We start from the raw sequence: 11,502 nt of genomic DNA, 5'->3' as shown, positions 1-11,502 counted from the left end.
TCGACGAGGAGGTGCTTCTCAACCTAACCGATGGGTCCGACGCCGGGCGTGATCGACCGGCGACACTCGCCGGGGCAATGCCCTAGGCTGGCCCCCATGGGATTGTTCTCGCAGGCCGAGCCGCAGCCGACCCGCAAGGAGCGCCGCGCGGCGAAGAAGGCGGAGAAGAAGGCCGCCAAGCGGCGTGCCAAGTATGAAGCGAAGTACGAGGCCAAGGAGCGCCGGGCCGAGCAGCGCGCCGAGAATCGGGAGGCTAAGCGCACGGTGCGCCGCCGCGAGCGCAAGGCCGCCCGGGCCCACCGTCGCGAACTGCGCTCGACCGAGCGCACCGCCAAGCATGAGTCGCGGGCGGCCATCGCCGAGGCCAAGGTGCGCACCGCCGAGATCGAGGCGGCGAAGGTCGCCAAGAAACTGACACCGCAGAATGCGCGCCGGGCCATGTCGATCGCCAAGGTCGTCGCACCCGTCCTGGGCCCGGTGGTGTATCGGGGCAGCGTCGTGGCGCGCGAGAAGATCGGTGACCTCCAGGCCGCCCGTGCGGGCGTACCGCCGGAGACGCTGCGCCAGTTCACCGGGAAGGGCGCTCCCCTCGCTGCTCGGATCGCGACCACGCGCCGCTCGTTGCACAGCCTGACCCTTACCGATACGGGTGCCGAGGCCGCGGCCTTCGCCCAGGCCATGTCCGTGCGCCTGGACAACCTGTCAGTGGCCGTCGACGCGGCCGAATCGATGAACCCCGAGGGACGCCGCAACGCCTATCGGGCCATCGGCAACGAACTGACGGCCATCGACGCCGACATCCTCGCCCGCCTCGGAGTCGCCGCCGGGTGAGCGAGGCCGCCGACCGCGTGGGCCTGTTCGAAGCGCAGCGCCCACGGTTGACGCGGCTCGCCGATCGGATGCTGTCCGACCAGGCTGAAGCGCAGGACATCGTCCAACAGGCGTGGCTGCGGTGGTCGGGCACCGACCAGGACATCGACAACGTCCCCGCCTGGCTCACGACGGTCACGACGCGCTTGTGCCTCGACCGCCTCAAGGCCCGCGTCCCCGTCCCCGTGGAACCCGCGGACGACGTCGGTGTCGCGCTCGAACCCGACGCTGCGGCCACCGTGATGCTCGGAGAATCGGTCGGTGATGCCCTCGGCGTCGTACTGGACCGGCTGACCCCGGCCGAGCGCGTTGCGCTGGTCATGCACGACACCTTCGACTTCGACTTCCCCACCATCGCCGACGCCCTTGAGGTATCACCGGGCGCTGCCCGCAAACTAGCGTCGCGGGCCCGGGCGAAGGTCCGCGACCCAGCCCCGACCGTCGGCCCGGCGGACTGGGACGTCATCGACGCCTTCATGACGGCGGCGCGAGGCGGCGAGTACGACCGGCTGATCGAACTGCTCGCCCCCGACTCCCTGGTGCGCGCCGATACCGCCGCCATCGCCACCGGGACACCCGAGCGCATCGACGGTTCGGTACGCATCGCCGAGTTCTTCAACGGCGCCGCCCGCGCCGCGCTGCCCGCGTTCCTCGATGGTCGGGGAGTTTTCGCCTGGTTCCATCGCGGAGAGGCTCGCGTCGTCTTCGACTTCACGGTCACCCGCGGCACGGTCGAAAGCATCACGTTCCGAGCCGATCCCGCGGTACTCGCGCGGGTGGTGCGACGGCCCTGATCCGCGACTCGCGACAAGGGGTCGCTGCGCGCGGTCACACTCCGAGCTCCACAGTCGTCATAGGAGTAGCGGTGCACCATCGCACCGACCCCAAGGAGACGATCCCAAGGAGACGACATGAAGACCATGACCTGCCGCCAGCTCGGCGGCCCGTGCGATGCCCCACACCGAGGCGACAGTGCCGACGAAGTCATCAAGGCGCAGGACAAGCACCTGCGGGAGGCCGTCAAGGCCGGCGACGCCAGCCATCAGGAAGCCCGGGACGCTATGAAGGCCCGCTGGCGGCGCCCCAAGAAGTCGATGGACTGGTACCTCGGCGCCAAACGCGCCTTCGCCGAGCTGCCCGACGAGTGACCAGCGGGCAGTGCACAGTGCACGGCGAGTCTGCGGCCTACCCGACGATGATGTTGCTGTAGGCCGTGCACTGCTTCCCGTCGGGTGCCAGTCGGCACAGACGGAACTGGATGCCGTTGTATCCGGGCTCCCGGATCCATTGCCCGACCGCGGGCGCAGAACCCGGAGCAACGACGGCCACCTGCTTCCACGGGGTCCCGACCTTCTGCGGGAAGCGCACGCTGCGTTGCTCGAGGGCCACGTTGCTGCGTCCCTGGTTGTGCTGCAGCGCGTAGGGCCCGTTGTCGGGCGAGAGGACACTCGAGGTCCACGCCGTCCCATACCAATCGGCGAGTTGCAGCGCTGCTACCGGGTGCGGAGCGCCCAGACCGGGAAGTGTCGGTGCCGCGCCTGCTGGGGCAGCACTGATTCCCGCGGCGACCAGTGCCGCCGCTGCGGCCCCGAGACCGGCGCGCATACTCCAACTGCGAGTCATCGTCCTACCGTCCCGGGAGGTACTTCAACGCGTCCATCGCCATGGGCGTGGCCTTGAGGAAGAGGCTTTGCGGGACACCGCGCACGCCGTCGAGCCCGAAGAACCGCTGCTCGGCGATCGTCTGGGGCTCGGTGTACTTCAGCAGGCCTTCGTCGCCGTGGCGCCGACCGACGCCCGAGGCGCCCATGCCACCCATCGGCGCGGCGGTGGAGCCCCAGGCCGCGGCGTAGCTTTCGTTGATGTTGACCGTACCGGCGCGCAGTTGATCGGCGATGGCGTTGGCCTCGCTGCTGCTGCCGGCGAACACGCTGGCGTTGAGGCCGTACTCGGTGTCGTTGGCCGCCTTGATGGCCTCGTCGACCGAGTCAACCGGGTAGATCGCCACCAGCGGACCGAAGGTCTCCTGCCGGAAGCAGGCCGCGGCGTCGGTGACGTCGGCCAGGACCGTCGGCTCGAAGAAGAACGGGCCCAAGTCCTCGCGGCGCTTGCCGCCGGCCAGCACCCGTGCACCGTTGGCCACCGCGTCGTCGAGGTGGGTCTGCACTGCCTCGACCTGCGCGGCCGAAGCGAGGGAACCCATGTCCACCGAGAAGTCGTAGGCAGCACCGAGCTTCATCGCATTGACGTGTGCCACGAAGCGCGAGGTGAACTCGTCGGCGATCGACTTCTCGACGTAGATCCGCTCGATCGAGATGCACAACTGCCCGGAGTTGGAGTAGCAGGCGCGCGCCGCACCCGGCACCGCCCGGTCGAGGCTGGCGCCCGCGGTGATGATCAGCGGGTTCTTCCCGCCCAACTCGGCGGAGAAGCCGATGAGGCGCTGCCCGGCCTGCGCGGCCAGGGCCGAACCGGTGGCCGAGGAGCCGGTGAACATCACGTAGTCGGTCTGCGCAACGATCTCCTGCCCGACGACGCTGCCCGGCCCGGGCACGACCGCAAACAGCTCACGCGGCAGGCCAGCCTCGTAGAGCAGTTCGGCGGCGGAAAGGGCGCAGTAAGGGGTCTGGCTGTCGGGCTTGATGACGACGGCGTTTCCGGCGAGCAGCGCGGCGACCGCGTCGGAGACGGCCAGCGTCAGCGGGTAGTTCCACGGCGAGATGACGCCGACGACGCCCTTCGGCTGGTAGCGCACGCGCACGCTCGTCGCGCCCGGGATCATGCCCTTCACCTTGTGCTCGGCGAGAGCCGCCGGACCGCTGTTGGCGTAGTGGCGCGCGGTCAGGGCGGTGTCGACGACCTCTTCTTGCGCGTACTGCCGTGCTTTGCCGGACTCGGCCTGAACCATGTCCATCAGTGCCTCGGCGTCGCGGTTGACCAGCCGCGCGAACTCGAAGAGCACCTCGGCGCGCTGGGCCGGGGTCTTCGCGGCCCAACCCTGCTGTGCCACGCGCGCCGCGGCGACCGCCGCACGCAGGTCGGCGGCGGTCCCCACCGGGATCTGCGCGATCTCCTTGCCGCTGAACGCCTCGAGGATCGGCCGCGTCTTGCGCTTGGCCCCCGGGTCGATCGCGACGAGTGCGTTCAACCGATCGAAGACGGCGGACGAGGGTACTGGCATGGCAATTCTCCTAGCGGTTACAGCGGAACGCGGGTGAGAGTCAGGAATCGGGTGCGACGAGGACAATTCCGTCGGCGTCGGAGTACAGGACATCGCCGGGGTTAAAGGTCACGCCGCCGAACTCGACGGGTACGTCACGCTCCCCGGCACCAGTCTTGGAGGACTTGCGCGGGTTGGTGCCCAAGGCCTTGATCCCGATGTCCATGCCATCGATCGTCGCCGCATCGCGGATGGCGCCGTTGACGACTAGGCCCGCCCAGCCGTGGGTGCGGGCACGCTCGGCGATCAGGTCGCCCACCAGTGCGGTGTGGACCGACGCGTCGCCGTCGATCACCAGCACCCCGCCGGGGTTGTCCTCGCCGAGCACCTCCTTGAGTAGCGCGTTGTCCTGGAAGCAGCGCACCGTCGTCACGATTCCGACGAAGGAGTCGCGCTTGCCGAACCTCCGGAACTGGGTGTCGCAACTGCGGACGTCGTCGCCGATCTGGTCGACCAGGTCGGCGGTCGGGACGAACTCTGGGGAACTCATGGGATGAATCCTAGTGCGAATCCCGGCCAGGGCCTACCCGCGCGTAACCTCGACCACCCACGGGTGCCGGACGTCACTGCTGGCGTGGCTTGGTCAGCGGGAAAGGAATCGTCTCCCGGATCGAGCGCCCGGTGATGAGCATGACGATGCGGTCCACACCCAGTCCCATCCCGCCCGTCGGAAGCATCCCGTACTCGAGAGCGGCGAGGAAGTCCTCGTCGAGCTCCATCGCGTCGGGGTCACCACCAGCCGCGAGGACGGACTGTTCGGTGAGGCGGCGGCGCTGCTCGACCGGGTCGGTGAGCTCGGTGTAAGCGGTGCCCAGTTCGACCCCCCACGCGACGAGGTCCCACCGCTCCGACACCCCGTCGATCTCTCGGTGGGGCCGGGTGAGCGGCGAGGTTGAACTGGGGAAGTCGGCATGGAAGGTGGGCGTGGTGGTGGGCGCCTCGCCGAACCGCTCGTAGAGTTCGGCAACGATGTGCCCGGCGTCCCACGTCGGCCGCACGGCCACATCCTGGGCACGGGCGAGATCCCGCAGTTGCGCGACACCTGTTTGCGGGGTGACCGCGACCCCGACTGCGTCCGACACCGTCTCGTATACCGACCTGGTCGGCCACTCACCGCCGATGTCGATGCGGTCCATCCCGCCCCGACCGTCAGGTCGCAGGACGACAGGCGCTCCGTGCACGGCGGTGGCGGCCGCCTGGATCATCTCCCTGGCCAGGACAGCCATATCGCGGTAGTCCTGGTGCGCGGCGTAGGCCTCGAGACTAGTGAACTCCGGGTTGTGGCTGTAGTCGACGCCCTCGTTGCGGAAGTTCCGGCCGATCTCGAAGACCTTCTCCACCCCTCCGACGCAGAGGCGTTTGAGGTAGAGCTCGGGTGCGATCCGCAGATACAGGTCCAGGTCGTAGGCGTTGATGTGGGTGCGGAACGGCTCGGCGTTGGCGCCCCCGTGGATCTGCTGCAGGATTGGCGTGTCGACCTCGAGATAACCGTGGGAGCCCAACACTGAGCGCATCGCCGCGACGACCTTCGCGCGTGCCACCAGCAGGTCGCGCGCAGCCGGGTCGATCGCGAGGTCGAGGTAGCGCTGGCGCACCTTGGCCTCCGGATCGGCCAGTCCCCGCCACTTGTCGGGCAGCGGGTGCAGGCACTTGCCGAGCATGGCCCATCCCTGCGCCAGTACCGAGATCGCCCCGGCGCGCGAGGAGCCCACTCTCCCTTCAACGCGAACCAGGTCGCCGAGATCGACGTCGCGCGCAAACGCGGCCGTCAAGTCCGGCTGGGCCGCTGAATCCGACCGCACTTCGAACAGGACTTGGACCAGCCCCGACCAGTCGCGCAGATCGGCGAACACCACGCCGCCGAAGTCGCGCAGCGCGACCACCCGTCCGGCCACGGCGACGACTGTTCCCGGCGGCTGCGCCAACGCCTCTGCAGCCGTGTGCGTCGGCCGGATCGCGGGATCGGCCGGCGGGTAGGCCTCGACACCCTCGTCGCGCAGCCGCTCCAGTTTGCCCATGCGCACCCGCACCTGTTCCGGGCGGTGGGCCGGTGGTGGGCCGGCCGCAGCCTCGTCGGAAAGCTCGGCAACGAGGGAGTCGAGGTCGACCCCGGGCGGGATCGCCGACGGCCCGCCGCGCTCGCGGCGCTTGGCGGAGAACGTGGGGAGGGAGACGAACCCCTCGGTCACGATGGCCGCCGTCCCGACGCGGGGAATGGCCCGGGCATCGGAGAACGCCAGATAGCGGGGCACCCATTGGGGCCGGTACTTGGCGTTGGACCGGTACAGCGACTCCATCTGGACGAACCTCGACGCAAAGGTCAGCACCGCATGCGTCGCCCGCACCACCGGTCCGACGCCCAAGCGCTCACCCTGCTCGAAGATCTCGCGGAAGGCGGCGAAGTTCAGTGACACCTCGGTGAGGCCGAAGTCGTCGCCCTGCGCCATCAATTCGACGACCATCAGCTCGACGATCCCATTGCCCGAGGTTCGATCGCGCCGCATCACGTCCAGCGAGGCACCGGTGCGGCCCCACGGTACGAACGACAGCATCCCGACCGTGCGCGGATCGTCGGTGTCCAGGCCGGAGACCGCTTCGACGAAGAGGCAGTTCCCGTCCTGCGGGTCGCCGAGCCGACCGAGCGCCATCGCGAATCCGCGCTCCTCGTCTGTGTCTCGCCAGTCATCGGCCAATGCCACCAATGCGGCCATCTCGGCGTCGGGGATGTCGCGGTGGCGCCGAATCCGCACCTCTAGTCCCATCCGCCGGGCGCGGGCCACGGCGTGGCGCGCGTTGCGCATATCGGGCCCGGTCGACGTGAAGCCCCGCGGATGCAGGATCGCCTCGTCACCAATGCGCAGCAGGCTGAGCCCGGCCCGTTCGTAGGCTGCGGCACCGCGCTCACTGACGCCGATCGCGGCGGGATGCCACCCGTAGCTCTCGCACACACCGAGGAACTCCGCGATCGCGGCCGGCCACGAGGCGGGATCGCCGATCGGGTCACCGCCGGCCATGCCCACCGACACCTCCACCCGATAAGTGATGGCAGCACGGCCGTCGGGAGAGAACACGACGGCCTTGTCGCGGCGCGTGGAGAAGTAGGCCAGCGAATCGTCGTCGTTGAAGGTGGTGATCAGCGCACGGATGAGCCGCTCGTCGGGCGCGGTGATCAGGCCGGAGAGCCGCTGCGACCGGAACAGCACCAGAGTCGCCGCCAGCAGCGCGAGAGCCCCGAAGAGCCCGAGCAGCCCGTTGACCGGGCCGATGGTGTGATGACCGTCGAAGCTGCGCTGGTCGACCGCGGCGAACGCGACAACCCGGTTGGCCGCATAGGGCAACCGCTCACCGTGCGCGAGGGTGTCGGGGAACAACTCGACCAGACCCCAACCGAGCAGGGTGCCCACCGCCAGGCCAGCGACCAGGGTGGCCGTCGCGGTCAGCACCGCACCGCGGCGGACCCGGGTGGAGAACTGTTTGCGCGTCGCGAGGAGGAACGCCAGGCAGGCGAGGTCGATGGCCAGCCCGAACCCCGCGCGCACACGGTCACCACTGGCCTCTCCGACCAACCAGAAGGGCTCGGCTCCGGCGATGACCGCGATGTTGGATCCGGCGTAGGCGAGCAGGTAGGCGACCGAGATCCACCACGCCACCCGCTTGCGGTGGCCCAGCGCGATGGCGAGCAACGTCAGGACAAAGGCCCAGGCAAAGCTGGTGTCAGGCATCGTGACGACGTAGTCGTCGATGAACGCGCGTGGGATGCGCAAGAGATGACGGATCCGCGGGGACAGCGACGACAACAGCGACATCGCGGCCAAGGTGCCGACGACCACCGACGCGATGTGCGGCGCGTCGGTGAAGTATCCACGGGGTTGCGTTGCCGACCGGTGCACCCGGTCCACGGTAGACCGCACGGCCCTACACTGTCGCCATGGACGAAGTCCTCATTGATACCCCCACGATCCGATTGGGCCAGTTCCTCAAACTGGCCAACCTCATTGATTCCGGCGCCGACGCCAAGGCCGTCATCGCCGACGGCTTGGTCCGCGTCAACGGCGACGTCGAGCGACGCCGGGGGCGCCAGCTGGTTGACGGGGACACCGTCGAATTCGCGGGCACTGGAGCGACCGTCGCCGCCCCGTCGGCGTCGTAGCCGTCGCAGCTAGGCGAGCGCCTTCAGGTCGGCGTCGGTGGCGAGGCGCTCAGCGCTCTCCGGGAGCTGCCGGGCGACCAGCGGCCGTCGGATGTGACCGGCAGCGCGATTAATCAGCTGGAAAGGCCGGCGGGCCGTCTTCGTCTGGCGATTGAGGGCGGACATGTAATAACTCCATGAACTGTCGTGCGCGTGCATGCGGGGATTGATTAACGGTATCGAATTGAGTAATTGAGAGCGAATCGGGCGTGGCTCAGCGCTGAGCCACCTGGGTCGGCACGATCGGCGCCGGAAGGTCGGTCTGACCCATCAGGAACCGGTCCGCAGCCGCAGCCGCCGAACGGCCCTCGGCGATGGCCCAGACGATCAGCGACTGGCCGCGACCGGCGTCACCGGCCACGAATACGCCCGGCACGCCGACGGCGGCGAAGTCGTCGTTGCGCTTGATGTTGCCGCGCTCGTCGTAGGTGACGCCCAGGCCCTCGAGCAACTCGTTGCGCTCCGGGCCGACAAAGCCCATCGCGAGGAGCACGAGGTCGGCGTCGAGGTCGAAATCGCTGCCTTCAACCTTCTGGAACCGGCCGTCGACCATCTTCACCTCGTGGGCGCGCAGGCCGGTGACCTTGCCGTCAGCGCCGCTGAACGCCTCGGTGTTCACGCTGAACACGCGCTCACCGCCCTCCTCGTGGGCCGAGGAGACGCGGTACATCAGGGGGTAGGTCGGCCACGGCGTCGATGCGGCGCGCTCGCCCGGCGGGCGCGGCATGATCTCGAATTGGTGGACGATCTCAGCACCCTGGCGCAGCGACGTGCCCAGGCAGTCCGCGCCGGTGTCGCCGCCGCCGATGATCACGACCTTCTTGCCGGTCGCGACGATCTGGCCCTCGACCGTGTCGCCGTGCTGCACGCGGTTGGCCTGCGGCAGGAACTCCATCGCCTGGTGGATGCCGTCGAGCTCGCGCCCGGGGATCGGCAGGTCGCGCCCGATGGTCGAGCCGACCGAGAGCACCACCGCGTCGAAGTCGGCGCGCAGCTGCTCGACGGTCACGTCGACGCCGACGTTGACGCCGGGACGGAACACCGTGCCCTCAGCCTCCATCTGCTTGAGACGACGGTCGATGTAGTGCTTCTCCATCTTGAACTCGGGGATGCCGTAGCGCAGCAGCCCGCCGATGCGGTCGGCGCGCTCGAACAGCGTCACCGCGTGTCCGGCACGGGTGAGCTGCTGGGCCGCGGCCAAACCGGCCGGGCCGGACCCAACGACGGCCACCGACTTGCCGGTGCGCACCGTCGGCGGCACGGGCTCCACCCCGGTGGTGTCGAAGGCCTTCTCGATGAGCTCGACCTCAACCTGCTTGATGGTCACCGGCGGCTGGTTGATGCCCAGCACGCACGAGGCCTCACACGGCGCCGGACACAACCGCCCGGTGAACTCCGGGAAGTTGTTGGTCGCATGCAGGCGGTCGATGCCGTCGGTCCAGCGACCGCGGTAGACGAGGTCGTTCCACTCCGGGATCAGGTTCCCCAACGGGCACCCGTTGTGGCAGAACGGCACACCGCAGTCCATGCAGCGGCTCGCCTGGGTCTGCAGGGTGGCGTCCTCGAACTCGGTGTAGACCTCTTTCCAGTCGAGCAGTCGCAGCTCGACGGGACGGCGGGTGGGCAGTTCCCGCTCGGTGTGCTTGAGGAATCCGCGTGTGTCAGCCATTTGCCGCCTCCATGATCGCGTCGTTGACATCGCGGCCGTCACGCTCGGCGGCCTCGATGGCCAGAAGGACCCGCTTGTAGTCGCGGGGCATCACCTTGCGGAAGTGCGCCTTTGCGGCGTCGAAATCCGCGAGAATCGCCGCGGCGACCGGCGAATCGGTCTCCTTGCGGTAGTCGGCGATCGTCTCCTCCAGGAAGGCGAGGTCGTCGGCGCCGAGCTGCTCGACGTCGACCAGTTCCGGGTTGAGGTTCTCCACCAACTTGTCGTCCGGGTCGTAGAAGTAGGCGATACCGCCTGACATGCCGGCCGCGACGTTGCGCCCGGTGGCGCCCAGGATGATCACCCGGCCGCCGGTCATGTACTCACACGCGTGGTCGCCGACACCCTCGACGACGGCGGTGACGCCGGAGTTGCGGACGCAGAACCGCTCGCCCACGATGCCCCGCAGGTAGATCGATCCCGACGTGCCGCCGAAGCCGATCACGTTGCCGGCGATGATGTTGTCTTCCGCCACGAATCCGGCCGGGACCGTATCCGTGGGACGCACGACAATCCGTCCGCCCGAAAGGCCCTTGCCGACGAAGTCGTTGGCGTCGCCCTGCAGCCGCAGCGTGATGCCCGACGGCACGAAAGCGCCGAAGCTGTTGCCCGCCGACCCGGTGAACGCGATCTGGATCGTGTCGTCGGGCAGGCCGTGCACGCCGTGCACCTTGGTGACCTCGTGGCCCAGCATCGTGCCGACGGTCCGGTTCACGTTGCTAATGCTCTTCGAGAGCGAGATCGGCGTCGACGTGTCGATCGCCTGTCGGCATTCGGAGATCAGCGCCTGGTCCAGCGCCTTGTCCAGGCCATGGTCCTGACGGCCCGAACAGTAGAGGTCCTGGTTCATGAACGGTGACTCGGGCTGCTCGAGGATCGGGCTCAGGTCGAGCTTGCCGGCCTTCGAGTCCTTCCAGTGCGCCAACGCCTTGGTCGTGTCCAGCGCCTCGACGTGACCGACCGCCTCCTGCAACGTGCGGAAGCCCAGGCGTGCCAACAACTCGCGCACCTCTTCGGCGATGTAGTACATGAAGTTCTCGACGAACTCCGGCTTGCCGCTGAAGCGTTCGCGCAGCAACGGGTTCTGCGTAGCGACGCCCACCGGGCAAGTGTCGAGGTGGCAGACGCGCATCATGATGCAGCCGGAGACCACCAGCGGAGCGGTGGCGAAACCGAACTCCTCACCGCCGAGCAGGGCGGCGATGACGACGTCGCGGCCGGTCTTCATCTGACCGTCGACCTGCACGACGATGCGGTCGCGCAGTCCGTTGAGCAGCAGCGTCTGCTGGGTCTCGGCCAGGCCGATCTCCCACGGCGCCCCCGCGTGCTTGAGCGAGGTCAACGGGCTGGCACCGGTGCCGCCGTCGTACCCGGAGATCAGCACCACGTCGGCGTGCGCCTTGGAGACGCCCGCGGCGACCGTGCCGACGCCGATCTCGGAGACGAGCTTCACGTGGATGCGCGCCTCCGGGTTGGCGTTCTTCAGGTCGTGGATCAGCTGGGCCAGATCCTCGA

General features: G+C 68.7%; 11 protein-coding genes. 4 read left to right on the top strand and 7 right to left on the bottom strand.

Features of this window, described 5'->3' with window-relative positions; translation table 11 throughout:
* The first annotated feature begins 96 nt into the window (after positions 1-96).
* The 3 genes from B4L26_RS10010 to B4L26_RS10000 all read left to right on the top strand — a co-directional run bounded on the left by B4L26_RS10010 (position 97) and on the right by B4L26_RS10000 (position 2,018).
* A complete protein-coding gene (locus B4L26_RS10010; RefSeq protein WP_290718559.1) occupies positions 97-831 on the top strand; it encodes a DUF6474 family protein in 735 nt (244 codons plus the stop codon).
* Positions 828-1,664 (top strand): sigma-70 family RNA polymerase sigma factor, encoded by an 837-nt coding sequence (locus B4L26_RS10005; protein ID WP_290718557.1) that lies wholly within the window; start codon positions 828-830, stop codon positions 1,662-1,664. Before B4L26_RS10010 ends, B4L26_RS10005 begins: the two co-directional genes overlap by 4 nt.
* A gap of 117 nt (positions 1,665-1,781) precedes the next feature.
* Positions 1,782-2,018: a hypothetical protein gene (locus tag B4L26_RS10000; RefSeq protein ID WP_290718554.1), complete on the top strand. Its 237-nt coding sequence runs from the start codon at positions 1,782-1,784 to the stop codon at positions 2,016-2,018.
* A gap of 37 nt (positions 2,019-2,055) precedes the next feature.
* On the opposite strand, the gene B4L26_RS09995 is transcribed toward B4L26_RS10000, so the two are convergent.
* The 4 genes from B4L26_RS09995 to lysX form a co-directional block, all read right to left on the bottom strand.
* Positions 2,056-2,493 carry a hypothetical protein gene (locus tag B4L26_RS09995; protein WP_290718552.1) on the bottom strand — a complete coding sequence of 146 codons (438 nt, stop codon included), beginning with the start codon at positions 2,491-2,493 and terminating at the stop codon, positions 2,056-2,058.
* 4 nt (positions 2,494-2,497) lie between these two features.
* Positions 2,498-4,144, bottom strand: a complete 1,647-nt coding sequence (locus tag B4L26_RS09990) for a succinic semialdehyde dehydrogenase (RefSeq protein WP_290718550.1) — start codon at positions 4,142-4,144, stop codon at positions 2,498-2,500.
* Positions 4,092-4,580, bottom strand: coding sequence for a ribonuclease E activity regulator RraA (rraA, locus tag B4L26_RS09985; RefSeq protein WP_290718548.1), 489 nt, complete (start codon positions 4,578-4,580; stop codon positions 4,092-4,094). The genes B4L26_RS09990 and rraA overlap by 53 nt, the downstream gene beginning before the upstream one ends.
* 73 nt (positions 4,581-4,653) lie before the next feature.
* Positions 4,654-8,001, bottom strand: a complete 3,348-nt coding sequence (gene lysX, locus B4L26_RS09980) for a bifunctional lysylphosphatidylglycerol synthetase/lysine--tRNA ligase LysX (protein WP_290718545.1) — start codon at positions 7,999-8,001, stop codon at positions 4,654-4,656.
* A 17-nt stretch (positions 8,002-8,018) separates the two neighbouring features.
* Between lysX and B4L26_RS09975 the strand changes: the two genes are divergently transcribed.
* A complete protein-coding gene (locus tag B4L26_RS09975) occupies positions 8,019-8,240 on the top strand; it encodes an RNA-binding S4 domain-containing protein (RefSeq protein WP_290718543.1) in 222 nt (73 codons plus the stop codon).
* 9 nt (positions 8,241-8,249) lie between these two features.
* On the opposite strand, the gene B4L26_RS09970 is transcribed toward B4L26_RS09975, so the two are convergent.
* The 3 genes from B4L26_RS09970 to B4L26_RS09960 form a co-directional block, all read right to left on the bottom strand.
* Positions 8,250-8,405: a hypothetical protein gene (locus B4L26_RS09970; RefSeq protein ID WP_290718541.1), complete on the bottom strand. Its 156-nt coding sequence runs from the start codon at positions 8,403-8,405 to the stop codon at positions 8,250-8,252.
* A gap of 88 nt (positions 8,406-8,493) precedes the next feature.
* The gene (locus B4L26_RS09965; RefSeq protein ID WP_290718539.1) at positions 8,494-9,948 is read right to left on the bottom strand and encodes a glutamate synthase subunit beta; all 1,455 of its coding nucleotides are present in this window, start codon (positions 9,946-9,948) and stop codon (positions 8,494-8,496) included.
* Positions 9,941-11,502: glutamate synthase-related protein (locus tag B4L26_RS09960; RefSeq protein WP_290718537.1), on the bottom strand; the 1,562-nt coding region annotated here is incomplete at its 5' end. The genes B4L26_RS09965 and B4L26_RS09960, both read right to left, overlap by 8 nt.

Origin of the sequence: Gordonia sp. UBA7599 (assembly GCA_002477755.1) — a bacterium.
In the GTDB taxonomy this organism is placed as follows: Bacteria; Actinomycetota; Actinomycetes; order Mycobacteriales; family Mycobacteriaceae; genus Gordonia.
This window is presented reverse-complemented; position numbering and strand designations above follow the sequence as displayed.

What these genes read in the sequence shown, in the direction of transcription:
- B4L26_RS09990 (WP_290718550.1), bottom strand. Translation starts at nt 4,144, where the DNA reads ATGTCCTGTACTCCGACGCCGACGGAATTGTCCTCGTCGCACCCGATT.
- B4L26_RS10000 (WP_290718554.1), top strand. Translation starts at nt 1,782, where the DNA reads ATGAAGACCATGACCTGCCGCCAGCTCGGCGGCCCGTGCGATGCCCCA.
- B4L26_RS09965 (WP_290718539.1), bottom strand. Translation starts at nt 9,948, where the DNA reads ATGGCTGACACACGCGGATTCCTCAAGCACACCGAGCGGGAACTGCCC.
- B4L26_RS10010 (WP_290718559.1), top strand. Translation starts at nt 97, where the DNA reads ATGGGATTGTTCTCGCAGGCCGAGCCGCAGCCGACCCGCAAGGAGCGC.
- B4L26_RS09970 (WP_290718541.1), bottom strand. Translation starts at nt 8,405, where the DNA reads ATGTCCGCCCTCAATCGCCAGACGAAGACGGCCCGCCGGCCTTTCCAG.
- rraA (WP_290718548.1), bottom strand. Translation starts at nt 4,580, where the DNA reads ATGAGTTCCCCAGAGTTCGTCCCGACCGCCGACCTGGTCGACCAGATC.
- B4L26_RS09995 (WP_290718552.1), bottom strand. Translation starts at nt 2,493, where the DNA reads ATGACTCGCAGTTGGAGTATGCGCGCCGGTCTCGGGGCCGCAGCGGCG.
- B4L26_RS09975 (WP_290718543.1), top strand. Translation starts at nt 8,019, where the DNA reads ATGGACGAAGTCCTCATTGATACCCCCACGATCCGATTGGGCCAGTTC.